This window comes from Frankiales bacterium, assembly GCA_016125335.1.
Lineage (GTDB): Bacteria > Actinomycetota > Actinomycetes > S36-B12 > CAIYMF01 > Longivirga.
Genome location: WGLY01000003.1, coordinates 184,093 through 200,248, shown reverse-complemented (window position 1 = coordinate 200,248; position 16,156 = coordinate 184,093). Strand labels below are relative to the sequence as shown.

Here is a 16,156-nt window from a genome sequence, read left to right as displayed (position 1 = left end):
GGCTGCACCACCCGCGCGACCTCGCGCCTGGAGATGGACCACGCCGTCCCGTTCCCCGACGGCCCGTCCTCGGCCGCCAACTGCGGCGGCCTGTGCCGGCGCCACCACCAGCTCAAGACCGCCCACCTGGCCGACCTCACCGGCTCCACCGCCGACGGCTCCGCGACCTGGACCACCGCCTGGGGCCAGACCGTCACCCTCACCCCGCGCCCCTACCTCCACGACCCCGCCGACATCCACCCGCCCCCGCGCCCGAACCCAGTACGCGAGCTCGAACCCGAGGACCCCGACCCGCCGGACGGCACACCGCCCTTCTAGTAGCCGACCGGTTCAGAGGAGCAGCTGCTCCCTGTGCGGGGGCGGCAGCACGCCACCGCGCGATGGGCGGCCCGAGCGGGTCGACATCTCAGGTGTCTTCGGGTGCGGGATCGCGATGGACCCGTTGCCCGACGCGGTGCTCGGGAGATCACGGCCGGGCTTCACGACAGGATCCAGGCACCCTGAACGCGAGGTGCGGGTCCGTCGGGCGAACGTCTCGCAAGTCACCGATGCGGCTCGGTTCGTCAGGCAGGATCGGGCCGTGACTCCTCGCATCCCGTTCAGGGACGCGCCTCGCCAGAGGAGATCGCCGGCGAGCTGCTGGAGACTGATGCGGGGGACTCGATGGATGCGCGCCAGCTGATCGGTGAACTGCGGCGGCTGACCAGGGCGGAGACCTACGACCTGGTGGACGTCGAGGCGCTGCTGCGGCGTGCGGCTCATCAGACCGACGGCGAGTCGGTCCTCGTCGAGGCCCTTGCCGCTGCGCGGTCTTCGTGGCTGACGGGTGTGCTGCTGGACGGTCTGGGTCGCGCTCGAGGTCCGCTCGGGGTGGACGAGCTGCGCCGACACGTGCGCGTGACCGGTCCGGGAAGCCGTGACATCCGAATCGCGGCGCTCGCCGGCCTGACTCGTCGCCTGGGGCCAGGCGCGACACCCGATGTCCGCGCGATGCTTGCGCACCGGGACGGGGACACCAGGCACGCGGCCGTGCATCTGCTGGTCGACGTCGGTGACGACGCCGCCTGGGATGACGTGCTCGACCTCTGGTCCACGTGGCTCGCGCGCGGCGAACGAACCATGGCGCCCGTCGTCTACCTGCTCAGAGGCGCGGGAGGCAGCGACGAGCGCCGCGTGCTCCTGGTGCAGTCGATCCGGCGCCACTGGGACGACGTCGGCTGGGCCGTGGAGCGGTTCTGGCCGGACGCCGGTCCTGGCGGGCCGGAGCCTGAGGCGACGCCGGTTCCGGACTACTCCGAGGTCGCCCGGTGGTGGATCGCGGAGTCCGGCGCTCGTGGGGACACGATGGCGGTGACGGACCACCTCGAGTTCGACGTCACCCACGTGCTGACCGGGACCTGGCCCGGCCGCGTCCAGTACCTCGGCCAGGTCGTGTCCGGTGACCCCACTGGCCTGGACTCCGAAGCCAGACGGGACGTGATCGTCGACGGGCGTCACGTGGACACCACGTATGTCTCGCTCTCCCGCAGACGCATCGGGGACACGGAGTACAGCACGCTGCACTTCCCCTATCGCGACGTCCCCGTCCCCGCCGGCGCTCGGATCACGGTGCAGCCCACTGGTCTGGATGAGGGCCTGGCGTCGACGTGACCGTCCCGCCCCAGGAGAAGACTTCCCGATCGCCGTTGCCGCCTCGTCGTCCACCTAGACTCCCGGCGTGGGACTGCCACGGGGGATCGCCGTCGCCGCCGCGGTCGCGATCGTGTGCACCGGCTGCGGCACCGGCAGCACCGATGCGGGAAGTGCCGGCAGCAGCAGCGGACAGAGCCTGCCCGATCCGACGACGGGTGCCTCCACACCGCTGACGCCTACCGAGGTCCAGGCCATCGCGTGCGAGGCGACGCAGCAGGCGACGCCGTTCGGAACCCCGCAGAGCGTGACCGTCTTCGGCACGACAGGGGCCGTCGTCTCCGGCCTCGGTCTCTCCGATCCGCCCCTCGGCGGTCCGCTTCAGCTGCCAGCAGGCGCTGCGGTGGCCTTCGCCGTCGTCCGGGGGACCTTCCGGACGAGCCTGCTCGAACCGTCGTCCAGCGACACGACGACGGTCTACGTCGCGGCGTTCACCCCCGACGGTGAGCTGCTGACAGAGGGCGAGGGTGAGGGCGTGGCAGTGTCGTGGCCCGCGTCGCCGGGCAGCTCGTTCGGCGCGCTCGGCCAGGGGGCCTCGGTCGCGCCACCCGACTTCGGTTGCAGCGCCGTGGGCTTCCCGTCGCAGGGCGCGAGCGGGTGACGATGTCGACGCGCGAGCCCCACTGCCGCTGTCCGAGATCGCCTGCGCTGTGCCGCAGCTGGCACGGTAGGCGGATGGTCGACGATCGCCATGCGCTCGCCGAGGCGTCCCCGTGAGGAGGTGGTCGATCGAGGTCTGCGACCCCGAGGACGAGCGGGCGCGCAACGCCGTACGTGCCTACTCGACCGAGCTCGACCAGCTGCTCGGCGCGTCGTCACCCACGATCGCCGACCCCGATCCCGGGGCGTACCGGGAGCCCGCCGGCACGTTCCTCGTCGTGGTCGACCGCGACGAGGTCCTCGGGTGCGGGTGCCTGCGGGTCATCGACGTGCCGCCGTACGGCCAGGTCGCCGAGGTCAAGCGCATGTGGGTGTCGCCGCGGCTGCGCGGCCAGGGAGCCGGGCGCGCGCTGCTCGAGCGACTGCACGCCGAGGCACGTCGTCGTGGTCTCCGTCGGGTGGTCCTCGACAGCAAGCGCGAGCTGCTCGACGCGCGCCGCCTCTATCTCGCCGCCGGCTATCGCGACATCGCGCCGTACGGCGACAACGCGGATGCCACCGTGTGGATGGGGCTGCACCTCGACGGCGGCGACTGGGCGAGCCCGTCGGACCTCTGAATCCTCGCCCGGGCTCCCAGTGCCCCGCCGCGCTAGTGGTCGAAGCCGAGGTGGATGTGGTCCTGGTGCGTGCGGTCGCTGAAGTACTGCGGGCCCGAGAGCTGCACCGGTCCTCCGACGTTGTAAGCACCGTGCGCCACGGCGAAGCGCATGCCCGACGTCGCGAGCCCGTGGTTCGCGGGCAGCACGAGGGGCTTGCCGTCGAGTGCCCAGACGTCGGCTGCACGACCACGCGGGTGGTCGCTGGGCCGCGACGTGCCGAACACCAGCAGCGGGTGCCCGGAGCGCAGCACCGACACGTCCACCACGTGCTCGCGCGAGAGCGCCAGCAGCACGGAGAGCACCGAGTCGTGGATGAGCCCCGCGCGCACGTCGGCGTGCGCGGCGTGGGGGAGCCGGATCCGGTCGGCGCCGAGCACCGAGCGCGCGGCCGCCGTCAGCCGGCTCGACGCCGGGCCCGGTCGCGCCCGGAACGCGTCGACCACGCGCCACCGCGGGGACGCCGCCACGAGCCGGACGTCGACGGTGGTGCCGCCGGCGGTCACGCAGCCGGCGGAGTCCGCACGCCACTGGTCGACCACCACGAGCACGCTCGCCGACGACGTGAGCAGCCCGCCGTACTGCGCGTCGCGCACCTGGACGGCGGCAGCCGCACCGTCGCCGAGCAGCGGCGCGAGCGCATCGGCGAGCGCGGGGTCGAAGCCGGCCTTCCTGGCCCGGGCGCGCGCGGAGCGCAGGTCGCCGCCGCCGCTGGTCCACGCGCCGACGGCCTCCACGAGATCGGTCGCCTGCCGCTTCACCGACGGCTCGACCTCGCCGCGCCGGGCGATCCAGCGGTGCGTCGCGGGCAGCGCGGCCGCCGGATCGACCGCGGTCGCGCTCCGCGTCGACGTCGGCGAGGAGGACGGTGCTGAGGGTGACGGAAGGCCCGACGCGGAGTCCGTCGACGACGGCGACGGCACCGAGGACACCGAGGACGCGGCGGACCCCGACGAGCAGGCGGCGAGGGTCGCACCGGACAGCGCCGCGACGAGCACCTGCCGCCGCGACACGCGGGGCAGCGGCCTCGCGTCACCGTCCATACCGGGCGGACGGACGGCGCCCGGACGGGGTTCCGCGGAGCCCTTGACAGCACGGAGAACATATATAACCATCCGGTTATGAGTTCATCACGCGTCGGGCTGGCCGACGGGGCGGCGGGCCGGACCGCGGCGGCACTGCCTCGTGGTGCCGCGGGCGGGCCGGCCCTCCCGCCGGCGGACGACGACTGGCTCGACCGGGCGTTCGCCGCGCTGGCCGACCGCACCCGTCGCGCGATCCTCGCGCGGCTCGCCGAGGGCGACGCCTCCGTGACGGAGCTCGCCGCACCGTTCTCCATGAGCCAGCCCGCGGTCTCCAAGCACCTCGCGGTGCTGGAGTCGGCCGGGCTGGTGTCGCGACGCAAGGAGGGGCGCACCCGTCCCTGCCGCCTCGAGGCCGCCCCGCTGCGCTCGCTCGCCGAGTGGGTGGGCGGCTACGAGCAGTACTGGGCCGACAGCTTCGACCGGCTCGACGAGGTGCTCGCCGACCTCGACGACGGGACGGCCGGCGCGCCACGACAGACCACACCCCGAACCCGAGGAGCAACGCCATGACCGAGACCGTCGACACCCGCTACTCCTGCGAGATCCCGGCCGACGAGCCGGTGATCGTCGTCCGCCGCTTCTTCGCCGCGCCGCGCGAGCTGGTGTGGCGCGCCTGGACCGAGCCGGACCTGTTCCGCCGCTGGATCGGCCCGCGCTACCTGGAGAACACCCTCGTCGAGATGGACGTGCGCGTGGGCGGCACCTACCGCTTCGTGCAGACGGCGCCCGACGGCGGCACGCACGCCTTCCGTGGCGAGTACCTCGAGGTCGACCGGCCGCACCGGCTCGTGAGCACGTTCGTCTACGAGCCCATGCCCGACGCGTCGGCGGTGGACACCCTCGTGCTCGAGGAGGTCGACGGCGGCACCCTCGCGCTGATCACCAGCCGTCACGCCAGCATCGAGACCCGCGACGGGCACGTGGCCGCCGGCATGGAGGGCGGGATGGTCGAGGGCTTCGAGCGGCTCGACGAGGTGCTCGCCGCGACCGGGTCCTGACAAGCGGCGAGCGCCTCGGTGAGGGGGGTCCCGGGGCGCTCGTCGTGTCGGTCGCCGTCGTCGCTCGACCCGTCGGTCGTGGTCGGTCGGCGTACCCGGCGACCCTCTCGCGAGGAGTGGGATGGGTGAGGGTCGCCTCACCACTGTGCGCCCGCTCCCGGCGGTGCGCAAGAGGGGTCCGGGCGGGCGCCCGCTGTGCGTCCCGACAGCGGACACCCCGGCCGCGCGGGTGCGAGGATCGCGGGCATGAGCCACGCCGCGCAGACCCTCGTGGGCCGCACGTTCCGGATCGTCGAGGCGGGCGGAGTCCCGGCCCTCGAGACGCCGACAGCCGAGCTGACGTTCGACGCCGACGGCCGGGTGACCGGCCGCGCCACGGTCAACCGCGTGTTCGGTCCCTGCACGATGGACGCCGGCACCGTGCGGTTCGGCCCGCTCGGGACGACGCTGATGGCCGGGCCGCAGGAGGCCATGGACCAGGAGCGCCGCGTGCTCGAGGCGCTCCGCGGCGAGCTGTCGGTGTCGGTCGACGCGGACGACCGCGTCGCGCTGTCGTCGGGCGGCGACGTCGTCCTGGTGCTGGTCCCGGCCGACGAGGTGCTCTGACCGGCGGACGGCGCGGCCGCGCAGCCGTCGCTACTCCTGGCGCATCAGGTCGCGCAGCTTGGTGACGGTGGTCCAGTTGCGCCCGGTCCAGGTGACGCCCAGCACCCCGCGTGCCAGCGCCTTGCCCGTGGGGCTCTCGTTCACGCCGTTCGGCATCCAGGCGTAGAGCTCGAGGCCGTCGAGCACCACGTCGTCCGGGGAGAGGTCGAGCGCCTCGAACCGGGCGAGGGCCTCGGCGTCCGGGGCCGAGCCGAGGAACGTCACGAGGTACCAGCTCGGGTTGCTCGCCACCGCGCCGAGAGGGTCGCGGGCGAGCACGGCGTCGAGGTGCTCCTCGGTGCGCACCACGACGTCGCAGGTGAAGCCGACGGCGTCCTGCATCGCGCCGGAGACGATGGTGGCGAGCGAGTCCGGGCGGCCGGCCCAGGTGCCGATGCCGTTGCCGGAGTTGAGCAGGGTGCGGACGTCGGTGAGGCCGACGTCGCGCAGCAGGGCGGCGAAGTCGGCCATCGCGATGCGCTTGGCGCGGCCGACGTTGACGCCGCGCAGCAGGACGGCGACGCGGGCCGGGGATGCGGGGGACATGCTCCGCACGCTAGCGGCCGGCTCGGACGCCTCCCCCGGTCCTCCGCGGCCTCCCGCCGCCACCGGCCCGGGGATCGGCGAATCCGCGCGACGTCCCTGGGGGGAGCGCTACGGTCGCGCCATGATCCGGTTCCTCATCAACCTGGTGATCTACTTCCTCGCCGCACTCATCGGGATCGTCGTCGCCGACGCGGTCCTCTCCGGCTTCAGCGTCGACGGCTGGCTGTCCTACATCGTGGTGGCGGCGGTCTTCGCGGTGGTCCAGGCGATCCTCTCGCCGCTGATCGGGAAGATGGTGGACAAGAACGCCTCGGCCTTCACCGGCGGCGTCGGCATCATCTCGACGCTGATCGCCCTCGTGATCACCGCGATCTTCACGACCCTCAACGTCGACGGGCTCGGCACCTGGGTGCTCGCGGCGCTCATCGTCTGGCTCGCCGGCGCCCTCGCGGCGTGGCTGCTGCCGTTCATCCTCGTCAAGCGCGCGGTGCAGGAGCGCCGCAGCTGACCGCTCGCGCCGCCCCGGCCGGAGCGGCGTAGGGTGGGGGCACATCTGCATACCAGGGGAGCTCGGAGGACACGCCGGGCTGAGAGGGTGGCCGCCGCCACCGACCCTCGAACCTGATCCGGGTAATGCCGGCGGAGGGACGGTCCATGAACACCCCTGCCCACAGCTCCTCCGGTCGTCGCGTAGCGGCGGCGGCCATGGTCGCGGCGGCCTCGCTGCTGCTCGCTGCGTGCGGCTCCACGACGACGGGTGCGACGTCCTCGCCCGCGTCGAGCCAGCCGCCCACGCCGGTGCCGTCGTCGTTCGCACCGGTCACCGTCACGCTCATCACGCACGACTCCTTCGCGGTGACCAAGTCGCTGCTCACGGACTTCACGGCCCGCACCGGGATCACGGTCAAGGTGGTCAGCGAGGGCGACGCCGGCGAGGTGGTCAACAAGGCAGCGCTGACGGCGGGCAACCCCGAGGGCGACGTGCTGTTCGGCGTCGACAACACCCTGCTCTCCCGCGCCCTCGAGGCCGGCGTGTTCGACCCCTACGTCTCGCCGGCGGCCGCCGACGTGCCCGCCGCGCTCAAGGCGGCGACGCAGGACGCCGTGACGCCGGTCGACTACGGCGACGTGTGCATCAACCTCGACGACGCCTGGTTCCGCGCGCACCACCTCGCGGAGCCGACCACCCTCGCCGATCTCACCAAGCCCGAGTACAAGGACCTGCTCGTCGTGGAGAACGCGGCCACGTCGTCGCCGGGCCTCGCGTTCCTGCTCGCCACGGTCGCCCGCTACGGCACGGACGGCTACCTCGGCTACTGGACCTCGCTGCGCGCCAACGGCGTCAAGGTCGTCAACGGCTGGACCGAGGCGTACGAGGACACGTTCTCCGCCGGCGGCAAGGGGAACCGGCCGATCGTCGTGTCCTACGCGACCAGCCCGCCCGCGGACATCGTCTACGCGCCGGACCCCAAGCCCACCAAGCCCTCGACGTCGGTGATGACCGACGGCTGCTTCCGCCAGGTGGAGTACGCCGGGGTCCTGCGCGGCACCTCGCACCCGCTGGAGGCGCGCGCGGTCGTCGACTGGCTGCTCTCGCCCGCGGTGCAGAAGGACGTGCCGCTGTCGATGTTCGTCGACCCGGCCGTGCCCGGCACCCCGCTGCCGAAGGTGTTCACGGACTTCGCCGCCGTGCCGGCCGACCCGCTCTCGCTCGACCCGGCAGTGATCGACAAGAACCGCAGCGCCTGGGTGCAGGCGTGGGACCAGGTGACGTTGCGCTGAGCGTCCTCGACGGGCTGCGCGCACCGGGACGCTCCAGCGGCGTCGCGGTGGGGGGCGTCGCGCGCGTGCGCCCGCCCTCGGGCGCCTGGTTCGCCTGGCTCCCGGTGGTGTTCGTCGGGCTGTTCTTCGCCTGGCCGCTCGCCACGATCCTGTGGCGCGGCCTGTCGCAGGGCGGCGCCGACGTCCTCACCTCCGGGCTCACGTGGGACGTGGTGCGCTTCACCGTCGTGCAGGCGGTGCTCTCGACCCTGCTGGCCGTGGCGGCCGGGCTCCCCGCCGCGTACGCCGTGAGCCGGCTGCGCTTCCGCGGGCGCGCGGCCGTGTCCGCGGTGCTCACCGTGCCGTTCGTGCTCCCCACGGTGGTCGTGGGCGCCTCCTTCCGGGCGCTGCTGCCTGAGTCGTGGTCCGGCACGCTCGGGGCGATCCTGCTCGCGCACGTGTTCCTCAACCTCGCGGTGGTGGTGCGCGTCGTGGGCGGGTTCTGGGCGCACCTCGACGACCGCTACGCGCAGGCCGCGCGCACCCTCGGCGCCGGGCCCGTCACCGTGTGGCGCACGGTCACCTGGCCGCTGCTGCGCCCCTCGGTGCTCGCCGCAGCGGCGCTGGTGTTCCTGTTCACGTTCACCAGCTTCGGCGTCGTGCTGGTGCTCGGCGGCCCGACGACGAGCACGCTCGAGGTGGAGATCTACCGCCGCACCGTGGACCTGTTCGACCTTCCCGGCGCCGCGATGCTGTGCGTGCTCCAGGTGCTCGCGGTGGGCACGGTGCTGCTCGTCGCGTCGCGCCTGCAGCGGCGGCTCACCGTGCGGCAGCGGCTCGGTCGCGCGCAGGCCGCACCTCGCGCGGTGCGCACCACCGCCGACCGCGTGGTGCTCGGCGTCGCCCTGCTCGAGACGGCGCTGGTCGCCGTCCCCCTGGTGGCGCTCGCGCTCCAGTCGGTGCGCGTCGGCGACGGGTGGGGGCTGGACTGGTGGCGCGCGCTGTCCGTGGAGGGCCCCACGACGCGCGACGTCGCGGCCTGGGACTCGGTGCGCGTGTCGCTGTCGTACGCCGTCGTCGCGGTGCTGATCTCCGTCGTGGTGGGCGGTGCGGCCGCGTGCGCCGTGGCCTACGCCCGTCGCGGCGGCGACGCGCTGGACTCCGCGCTGGCGCTGCCGCTGGGCACCAGCGCGGTGACCGTGGGCTTCGGGCTGCTCATCACCTTCGCCGTGGCCCCGTTCGACTGGCGCGGCAGCTGGGTGATCGTGCCGATCGGCCACGCGGTGGTGGCGGTGCCGCTCGTGGTGCGCGTGGTGCTGCCCGTGCTGCGCTCGCTCGACCCGCGGCTGCGCGAGGTGGCGGCCACGCTGGGAGCCTCGACGTCGCGCAGCTGGCGCACGGTGGACGTCCCTGCGCTCACCCGCGCGCTGGGCGTGGGCGCCGGCTTCGCGGCGGCGGTGTCGCTCGGCGAGTTCGGCGCGACGTCGTTCCTCGCCCGCGCCGACTCGCCCACCCTGCCGGTGCAGATCGGCCACCTGCTCTCCCGCCAGGGCGAGGTCAACTCCGGGCAGGCCGCGGCGCTGTCCGTCGTGCTCGTGGTGCTCACCGCCCTCGCGGTGCTCACCACCGAGCGGCTGCGCGCGCCCGGGGTGGGCTCGCTGTGAGCGCGGTGCCGGAGTCCGAGGCGGGACTGGTCGTGGAGGGCCTGAGCGTCTCGCTCGGGGGCCGCCCGGTGCTCGACTCCGTGTCGCTGCACGTGGCGCCGGAGGAGTCGGTCGCGCTGCTCGGCCCCAGCGGCGTGGGCAAGTCGACGCTGCTGCGAGTGGTCGCCGGACTGGTCACGGCCGACGCCGGGGCCGTGCGCTGGGACGGCGCCGACCTCGGTCCGGTGCCGGCCTACCGGCGCCGCATCGGCCTGGTGTTCCAGGACGCCGTGCTCTTCCCGCACCGCGACGTCGCGCAGAACGTCGCCTACGGGCTGGAGGTGGCCGGCATGCCCGCCGAGGAGCGGGCGCGCGAGGTGGAGCTGCTCCTGGCGCTCGTCGACCTCGGTGGCCTCGGGTCGCGCCCGGTCGACACGCTGTCGGGCGGCCAGGCCCAGCGGGTCGCACTGGCCCGCGCGCTCGCCGCCCGGCCGCGGCTGCTGCTGCTCGACGAGCCGTTCGGCGCGCTGGACCGCGACCTGCGCGAGCGCCTCGGCACCGAGGTGCGCGACCTGCTGCGCACGCTCGGGATCCCCGCCGTGCACGTCACGCACGACCCCGACGAGGCGCGTCGCGTGGCCGACCGCGTGCTGGCGCTCGTGCCCGGCGAGCGCGGCGCCCGCATCGCCTAGCCCACCCGTCCGCGACGGCGGGGGGCCGCGGTTCCGGGATCACGGGCACCGCGGGCCTAGTCTGGCCGGGTGAGCACGTCGACGATGCGGCCGCACGCGGGCGTGCGCGCGTCGACGCCGGGGTCCGAGCCCCGGTCCGCGCGCGGCGGGCGGATCCCCGGCCTCGACGGGCTGCGCGCCGTCGCGGTGGCCGGCGTCGTGCTCTACCACCTGGGCTACGAGTGGATCCCTGGCGGCTTCCTCGGCGTCGACATCTTCTTCGTCATCAGCGGCTTCCTCATCACCACCCTGCTGCTGCGCGAGGTGTACGCCCACGGCCGCATCGCGTTCGGGGCGTTCTACCTCCGGCGCGCACGCCGCCTGCTGCCCGCGCTCTTCCTGGTGCTCGCGGCCGTGCTGGTGCTCGCCGCGACGATCGCGCCGGACACGGCCCGCGCCGTGCTGCGCGACACGCCCGCCGCTCTGGTCTACGTGAGCAACTGGTGGTCGATCGGGCAGGAGCAGTCGTACTTCGAGCTCATCGGCCGCGGCAACATGCTGGCGCACCTGTGGTCGCTCGCCGTCGAGGAGCAGTTCTACCTCGTGTGGCCGGCCGTGCTGGGCCTCACCTGCTGGGTCGCGCCGCGACTCGGCGTGGGGCGCCGCCGGGCCGTGCTCGTGGTGGCCCTCGTGGGCGCGGTCGCGTCCACGCTGCGGATGGCGTGGCTCTCGGTCGGCGCCGGCTACCCGCTCGACGCCGACCCCACGCGGGTGTACTTCGGCACCGACACCCACGCGATGTCGGTGCTCGTCGGTGCGGCGCTCGCCGCCGTGTGGCAGCCGCTGGCGTATCGCGCCCGCGTCGCGGCCGGGGCCCGGGCGATCCTCGCCGGGGCCGGGCTGCTCGCCGCGGCGGGGACGGCCTACCTGCTGCTCACCGTGTCCGAGTACACGCCGTGGCTCTACCGCGGCGGCTTCCTCGTGGTGGCGCTGGTGGTGGCCCTGCTCGTCGCGGCCGCGACGCACCCGGCCTCACCGCTCGGCGGCTGGCTCGACGTCGCGCCGGTGCGCTGGGTGGGCGAGCGGTCGTACGGGATCTACCTCTGGCACTGGCCGATCCTGCTCGTGACCCGACCCGGCCAGGACCTGCCCTGGGAGGGCTGGTGGGTCGACGTCGCGCGGCTCGCGCTCGTGCTGCTCGTCGCCGAGGCCAGCTACCGCTTCGTCGAGGTGCCGGTGCGGCAGGGGGCGATCGGGCGCGCCGTGGCCCGGTGGCGCGAGCGCGCGAACGAGCGGGGCGCGGCCGCCGCGCTGCTGCCCGGCTCGGCGCTCGGCCTGGCCCGCGCCGTCGCCGTCGTGGTCGCCGTGGCGGCGGTGACGGCGAGCATCACCGCGCCCTCGACGCTCGCCGCCGCGGACGGCGACGCCCGGCTCGGGCCGACGACGTCGATCGCCGACGACACGGCCGCCCCCGCCGGAGTCGCGCCGATCACGGCACCGGCGCCGCGGGCCGCGGGGTCTCCCGGCACGACCTCGCGCTCGTCGTCCGCGCCCTCGGCCCGCGCGACGGCCCGCGCCTCGTCGTCGGCCAAGCCGGCGGCGGCTCCCTCGACCTCCGCGGCCGCGCCGTCCACGGGGCGGCTGTCCACGGCGGACGTCTCGTGGTTCGGCGACTCGGTCACGCTGTGGTCCGCGGACGTGCTGCGCGCCGAGCTGCCCGGCGTCGCGCTCGACGCCGGGATCAACCGCTCACCGGGGTTCATCGAGGGCCGGGTCACCGCCGCGCTGAGCGCGGGCACGCTGCGCAAGGTCGTCGTCATGCACCTCGGCGACGCCGGGCCGGTGGATCCCGACGCGCTCGACCGCACCCTCACCACGCTCTCCGACCGGGCCCGCGTGGTGCTGGTGAACTCCACCGCGCGCTTCGCGTGGGTGCCGTCGAGCAACGCCACCCTGCGCGACGTCGCGCGCAACCACCCCAACGTCGTGGTCGCCGACTGGAAGTCCTACTCGGCGGGGCACACGTCGTGGTTCATCGACGGGCTGCACCTCAGCGCGGCGGGCAAGCCCTACTTCGCCCGCTTCGTGCGCAAGGCCGTCCTCGGCGGCTGACGCCGCCGTACGGCCCTCGTCACCACCAGGACCGGAGCCGCTCGGCCAGTGCGAGCCCCTGCGCGTGCCCGGCACGTGCCGCGGGCGGACGGTTCGCCGGGTCCATCGCGTTCGCGCCGAACAGGTGCTCGGCGTCGTCGTCCGGCACGACGACCTCGACCGTGCTGCCGCCTGCACGCAGCGCCTCCACCTGGGTGGCGAGGTGCGTGCCCCAGGCGAGCGGCGTGCGCGACCGACCGCCGAGCGGCGAGAGCACCAGCACCCGCGCGCACCCTGCCGCGAGGTCGGCGTTGTCGGCGTTGGTGCGGTAGCCGCCGTCGACGTAGGCGCGGTCGCCGACCGGGTAGGCGACCGAGCTCGAGCAGCTGGCGGCCACGGCGTCGACGAGGTCGATGCCGCTGCCCGCCTGCAGCACGACCGGCTCGCCCGTGCGCGCGTCGACGGCGGTGATGAGCAACCGTCGCTGCGGCCAGCGCGCATCGGGCAGGCGGGCGGCGACGACGGACCGCCATCGCGCGGCGGTGCCGGCCGGCGACGCGGCGAGCCGTTCGAGCGCAGCGGATCCCACGCGACGCCGCAGGTCCGCGACGTCGCGCGACTCCGCGATCATCGCCGCGGTGCGCGCCATGTGGTCCGCGGCCGCGGCGGTGCCGCCGCTGCGGGCAGGCGGCGGCGACGCGGCCGGCTCGGCGGCGAGGATCGCCGCGAGCAGCTCCGCCGGGCCTGTGCCGCTCGTGAGCTGCGCGGCCGCGGTCGACCCGGCCGAGGTGCCGATCACGAGGTCGGCGTCGGTGAGGTCGATGCCTGCCTCGTGCAGCCCGGCCACCACGCCGATGAGCCAGGCGTTGCCGGCCGACCCGCCGCCGCCGAGGACGAGGGCCGTGCCTGAAGGGGAGATGGGGTCGTGCGGGAACTGGTTCTGCATGGTCGCAACCTTCGCCGGTTCTCGGCGGCGCTCCCGCGACGGGACGGTCAGTCGCGCGGTCGTGAGCGGGGAGGAGCGCCCTGGATGGATGGCACGTGCACCGGGCTCACCTCCTCGCGTCACCTCACGGTCGCCGCGAGCGTACCCGCCGACAACCCCAGCGCCGAACGGGTTCCCCTGGGGCGGAACAGCTGCGCGACCACCGCTCAGCTGCTCCGGTACTCGCCGGCCCGACAGGGGTACGGCACACTCGGGCTATGCAGCGGGGGACTCGTGGCACACGCGCAGCACCAGTTCCGCGAGCTCCCCTCGTCGCCGGGTCCGCGCTCCTGCTCGCCGCGACCGCCTGCAGCGCGGCACCTGCAGAGACCACCTCGAACGCGTCGACGGCCAGTGCGAGCCCGGCCGCGCGTGTGTCGGGCGCGGACCTGGTCCCCCCGAGCGCAGTCCTGGAGGCGGCCATCGCCATCGCCACGAAGCCGGGCTACAGCGTGACGTCCGACTTCCGATGGACGCGGACGAACCTCGCTGCCGTGTCGGCCGTCGCCCCTCCCTTGGGAGACCGGGACAATCACGCCCACGTCTACCTGCTTCAGGTCCAGGGGTCGTTCCACGAGGCCATGCCCCGCGACCCGAACCATGTGGACAACTGGATCGTCGAGCAGATCCCCGCGGACGGCAGCGCGCCGGCAGGCACTGAGTCCGTCTGCTTCTGCGCTGGCGCCACCGAGCTCGGCAGGCTGGGCACGGTTCACCACTTCCAGCTGGTCACCCCCTGATCGCCGACGTCGAGGACTGGGTCCTCCCGGCAGCTTCTGGGCTGATCCACCGCCGGTGCCCGACGCGATGTGTCAGGCGTGCTCGAGGGCGAGCAGCGTGTGCCGGCGTCGCCAGCCCCAGCGCAGCAGGCTCACCGAGAACACGAACGTCACGACGACGATGAACAGCTCGAAGGCGCCGCCGGAACCGCTTCCCCAGATGCCGTGCTCGACGTCGTAGAGGGTGTCCATGCAGCCGAGGTAGACGCCGGCGCCGCCGCCGGCGAGCAGCCAGAACAGCGCGGCGTGCGAGCGGCGCAGCACCGTGACGAACCCGGCCACCACGCACAGCAGCAGCCACGCGTCGGCCAGCGGGAAGGCGTTCTCGAAGTCGTAGTAGGCGTCCGTGCTCGCGCTGGCCACGGTGTCGCGGGCGGCGTACCAGAGCACCCAGTAGACGACGTCGAGCACGGCGCCGAACGCGAGCGCGGCGAGCACGAGGCGTCGCGACGTGCCGTCCAGCGGCGCGTGGCCGGGTCGTGCGGCCGGGCTCGTGGCGGACATCGCGGCTCCTCAGTCGTCGGCGGGGTCGGCGGCGGACGCGGCGTCGAGCCGGGCGAGCTCGTCGTCGGTCAGCGACAGGGTCGCCATGGGCAGCAGGTCGGCGAGCTGCTCAGGAGTACGGGCGCTGGCGATCGGGGCGACGACGCCGGGTCGCGTGCGCAGCCACGCCAGCGCGACCGCGCCGCGGGTGACGCCGTGGGCGTCGGCTGCTGACCCGAGCGCGTCGAGCACGCGCTCGCCCCGCTCGCCCACGAACGCGTCCACGCTCGCGCTGCGCACGCTCTCGACCGCCGGGCCGCCGGCTCGGTACTTGCCCGTGAGGTAGCCGCGAGCCAGCCCGTAGTAGGGCAGTGCGCCGAGCCCGCGCTGCACGCAGAGCCCGGCGTACTGCGTCTCGAAGTCGCTGCGCGCCATGAGGTTGTACTCGGTCTGGAGCGCGACGTAGGGCGACCAGCCGTGCTCGCGCTGCAGGTCGAGCGCCTGCCCCAGCCGGGCCGCCGAGTACTGCGACGCCGCCACGTGGCGCACGAGGCCCTCGCGCACGAGCGCGTCGAAGGTCGCGAGCGCCTCGCCCATGTCGTCGTCGTGGTCCTGGTGGGCGTAGTAGAGGTCGATGCGGTCCGTCTGGAGCCGGCTCAGCGAGAGCTCGACGGCGGCGCGGATCGTCTCGGGCCGCAGGTTGTCGAGGGGAGCGTTCTTGCCCACCTTGGTGCACACCACCAGGGAGTCGCGGTTGCCGCGCGAGGCCATCCAGCGCCCGATGATGGTCTCGGACTCCCCGCCGCCGTGGCCGAGCCAGCGCGCGTAGGCGTCCGCCGTGTCGATGACGTTGCCGCCCGCGGCGACGTAGGCGTCGAGCACGGCGAACGACTGCTCCTCGTCGGCGCTCCAGCCGAAGACGTTGCCGCCGAGCACGAGCGGGAACAGGTCGAGGTCGGTCCCGGGAAGTCGCGTGGGCATGAGCCGACCCTAGGCCGCAGGGCGACTCCGGGCCCCGGGTGGGCCCGCGGTGGTTGACTCGCGGAAGGACGAGGCCGGGAGGTCGAGGGCGGGAGGTCGCGGCGGTGGCGAGCAGCTGGGGCACCACGCCCCGCGCGAGCATCGAGGCGGAGTGCGCGCGCCGCGGGCGGGCGGCCGTGGTGGAGGGCTGCCGCGAGCTGCTGCGGGGCGGTGTCGTGGACGCCGACCTCGTCGTCGCCCTGGCCGGTCCCAGCGCGGCCCGGTGGCTCGACCCGGGGCGCGAGGACCGCTACTGGCTGCGCGTGTGGGGCGCCCGCGGGCTGCTCTGGGCGTGGGACGACGTCGCCGTGCCGGAGGTGCGCGCGGCGCTGTCGGACGAGTCGTGGCGCGTGCGCGAGATGTGCCTCAAGGCCGTGGCCCGCAACGGCGTCGACGACCTGCTCGAGGACGTCCTCCCCTTGCGCGACGACGCCGTGCCCCGCGTGCGGTCCGCTGCGTCGCGCGCTGTCGCGGTGCTCACCGCCGCGCAGTGAGCCGGGCCGC

At 74.4% G+C, this 16,156-nt stretch carries 18 protein-coding genes and 1 riboswitch; of the genes, 13 read left to right on the top strand and 5 right to left on the bottom strand.

Annotation, left to right across the window (positions count from 1 at the left end; translation table 11 throughout):
- Window positions 1–663: 663 nt before the first annotated feature.
- From GC157_02750 to GC157_02740, 3 genes are all read left to right on the top strand, one after another.
- Window positions 664–1,650 carry a hypothetical protein gene (locus GC157_02750; GenBank protein MBI1376392.1) on the top strand — a complete coding sequence of 329 codons (987 nt, stop codon included), beginning with the start codon at window positions 664–666 and terminating at the stop codon, window positions 1,648–1,650.
- Between the two features lie 67 nt (window positions 1,651–1,717).
- Window positions 1,718–2,290: a hypothetical protein gene (locus GC157_02745; protein MBI1376391.1), complete on the top strand. Its 573-nt coding sequence runs from the start codon at window positions 1,718–1,720 to the stop codon at window positions 2,288–2,290.
- 112 nt (window positions 2,291–2,402) lie between these two features.
- On the top strand, window positions 2,403–2,906 hold the full coding sequence (locus tag GC157_02740; GenBank protein ID MBI1376390.1) for a GNAT family N-acetyltransferase: 504 nt from the start codon (window positions 2,403–2,405) through the stop codon (window positions 2,904–2,906).
- 32 nt (window positions 2,907–2,938) lie between these two features.
- Here the strand turns inward: GC157_02740 and GC157_02735 are convergent, their stop codons facing one another.
- Entirely contained in the window at window positions 2,939–3,574 is a 636-nt protein-coding gene (locus GC157_02735) for a hypothetical protein (protein MBI1376389.1), read from the bottom strand.
- A 492-nt stretch (window positions 3,575–4,066) separates the two neighbouring features.
- Between GC157_02735 and GC157_02730 the strand changes: the two genes are divergently transcribed.
- The 3 genes from GC157_02730 to GC157_02720 all read left to right on the top strand — a co-directional run bounded on the left by GC157_02730 (window position 4,067) and on the right by GC157_02720 (window position 5,634).
- Window positions 4,067–4,540 (top strand): metalloregulator ArsR/SmtB family transcription factor, encoded by a 474-nt coding sequence (locus tag GC157_02730; GenBank protein MBI1376388.1) that lies wholly within the window; start codon window positions 4,067–4,069, stop codon window positions 4,538–4,540.
- Window positions 4,537–5,028 carry a hypothetical protein gene (locus GC157_02725; protein MBI1376387.1) on the top strand — a complete coding sequence of 164 codons (492 nt, stop codon included), beginning with the start codon at window positions 4,537–4,539 and terminating at the stop codon, window positions 5,026–5,028. The genes GC157_02730 and GC157_02725 overlap by 4 nt, the downstream gene beginning before the upstream one ends.
- A 246-nt stretch (window positions 5,029–5,274) precedes the next feature.
- The gene (locus tag GC157_02720) at window positions 5,275–5,634 is read left to right on the top strand and encodes an META domain-containing protein (protein MBI1376386.1); all 360 of its coding nucleotides are present in this window, start codon (window positions 5,275–5,277) and stop codon (window positions 5,632–5,634) included.
- Between the two features lie 30 nt (window positions 5,635–5,664).
- Here the strand turns inward: GC157_02720 and GC157_02715 are convergent, their stop codons facing one another.
- The gene (locus GC157_02715) at window positions 5,665–6,219 is read right to left on the bottom strand and encodes a DUF1697 domain-containing protein (protein MBI1376385.1); all 555 of its coding nucleotides are present in this window, start codon (window positions 6,217–6,219) and stop codon (window positions 5,665–5,667) included.
- Here GC157_02715 and GC157_02710 point away from each other — a divergent pair.
- The 5 genes from GC157_02710 to GC157_02690 all read left to right on the top strand — a co-directional run bounded on the left by GC157_02710 (window position 6,149) and on the right by GC157_02690 (window position 12,406).
- Window positions 6,149–6,727, top strand: coding sequence for a hypothetical protein (locus tag GC157_02710; protein ID MBI1376384.1), 579 nt, complete (start codon window positions 6,149–6,151; stop codon window positions 6,725–6,727). The genes GC157_02715 and GC157_02710 overlap by 71 nt on opposite strands.
- Window positions 6,728–6,771: 44 nt before the next feature.
- Window positions 6,772–6,885, top strand: a riboswitch (TPP riboswitch).
- The gene (locus GC157_02705) at window positions 6,874–8,001 is read left to right on the top strand and encodes a thiamine ABC transporter substrate-binding protein (protein ID MBI1376383.1); all 1,128 of its coding nucleotides are present in this window, start codon (window positions 6,874–6,876) and stop codon (window positions 7,999–8,001) included. It overlaps the preceding riboswitch by 12 nt.
- Window positions 8,002–8,066: 65 nt before the next feature.
- Window positions 8,067–9,644 carry an ABC transporter permease subunit gene (locus tag GC157_02700; GenBank protein ID MBI1376382.1) on the top strand — a complete coding sequence of 526 codons (1,578 nt, stop codon included), beginning with the start codon at window positions 8,067–8,069 and terminating at the stop codon, window positions 9,642–9,644.
- Entirely contained in the window at window positions 9,641–10,315 is a 675-nt protein-coding gene (locus GC157_02695; protein ID MBI1376381.1) for an ATP-binding cassette domain-containing protein, read from the top strand. The genes GC157_02700 and GC157_02695 overlap by 4 nt, the downstream gene beginning before the upstream one ends.
- 69 nt (window positions 10,316–10,384) lie before the next feature.
- Window positions 10,385–12,406, top strand: a complete 2,022-nt coding sequence (locus tag GC157_02690; protein MBI1376380.1) for an acyltransferase family protein — start codon at window positions 10,385–10,387, stop codon at window positions 12,404–12,406.
- Window positions 12,407–12,425: 19 nt separating this feature from the next.
- On the opposite strand, the gene GC157_02685 is transcribed toward GC157_02690, so the two are convergent.
- The gene (locus tag GC157_02685) at window positions 12,426–13,331 is read right to left on the bottom strand and encodes a patatin-like phospholipase family protein (protein ID MBI1376379.1); all 906 of its coding nucleotides are present in this window, start codon (window positions 13,329–13,331) and stop codon (window positions 12,426–12,428) included.
- 491 nt (window positions 13,332–13,822) lie between these two features.
- Here GC157_02685 and GC157_02680 point away from each other — a divergent pair, with 491 nt between their 5' ends.
- Window positions 13,823–14,110 carry a hypothetical protein gene (locus GC157_02680; GenBank protein ID MBI1376378.1) on the top strand — a complete coding sequence of 96 codons (288 nt, stop codon included), beginning with the start codon at window positions 13,823–13,825 and terminating at the stop codon, window positions 14,108–14,110.
- A 72-nt stretch (window positions 14,111–14,182) separates the two neighbouring features.
- On the opposite strand, the gene GC157_02675 is transcribed toward GC157_02680, so the two are convergent.
- Together GC157_02675 and GC157_02670 are read right to left on the bottom strand one after the other, a co-directional pair.
- Complete coding sequence (locus GC157_02675; GenBank protein ID MBI1376377.1) at window positions 14,183–14,653, bottom strand: hypothetical protein; 471 nt, start codon at window positions 14,651–14,653, stop codon at window positions 14,183–14,185.
- A 9-nt stretch (window positions 14,654–14,662) separates the two neighbouring features.
- The gene (locus tag GC157_02670; protein MBI1376376.1) at window positions 14,663–15,613 is read right to left on the bottom strand and encodes an aldo/keto reductase; all 951 of its coding nucleotides are present in this window, start codon (window positions 15,611–15,613) and stop codon (window positions 14,663–14,665) included.
- Between the two features lie 38 nt (window positions 15,614–15,651).
- Here GC157_02670 and GC157_02665 point away from each other — a divergent pair, with 38 nt between their 5' ends.
- A complete protein-coding gene (locus GC157_02665) occupies window positions 15,652–16,146 on the top strand; it encodes a HEAT repeat domain-containing protein (GenBank protein ID MBI1376375.1) in 495 nt (164 codons plus the stop codon).
- Window positions 16,147–16,156 lie beyond the last annotated feature (10 nt).

Bases quoted from the DNA above. Each gene is read 5' to 3' on its own strand.
- GC157_02750 (MBI1376392.1), top strand. From the start codon at position 664: ATGGATGCGCGCCAGCTGATCGGTGAACTGCGGCGGCTGACCAGGGCG.
- GC157_02730 (MBI1376388.1), top strand. From the start codon at position 4,067: ATGAGTTCATCACGCGTCGGGCTGGCCGACGGGGCGGCGGGCCGGACC.
- GC157_02725 (MBI1376387.1), top strand. From the start codon at position 4,537: ATGACCGAGACCGTCGACACCCGCTACTCCTGCGAGATCCCGGCCGAC.
- GC157_02720 (MBI1376386.1), top strand. From the start codon at position 5,275: ATGAGCCACGCCGCGCAGACCCTCGTGGGCCGCACGTTCCGGATCGTC.
- GC157_02710 (MBI1376384.1), top strand. From the start codon at position 6,149: ATGCGCTTGGCGCGGCCGACGTTGACGCCGCGCAGCAGGACGGCGACG.
- GC157_02715 (MBI1376385.1), bottom strand. From the start codon at position 6,219: ATGTCCCCCGCATCCCCGGCCCGCGTCGCCGTCCTGCTGCGCGGCGTC.
- GC157_02705 (MBI1376383.1), top strand. From the start codon at position 6,874: ATGAACACCCCTGCCCACAGCTCCTCCGGTCGTCGCGTAGCGGCGGCG.
- GC157_02685 (MBI1376379.1), bottom strand. From the start codon at position 13,331: ATGCAGAACCAGTTCCCGCACGACCCCATCTCCCCTTCAGGCACGGCC.
- GC157_02675 (MBI1376377.1), bottom strand. From the start codon at position 14,653: ATGTCCGCCACGAGCCCGGCCGCACGACCCGGCCACGCGCCGCTGGAC.
- GC157_02670 (MBI1376376.1), bottom strand. From the start codon at position 15,613: ATGCCCACGCGACTTCCCGGGACCGACCTCGACCTGTTCCCGCTCGTG.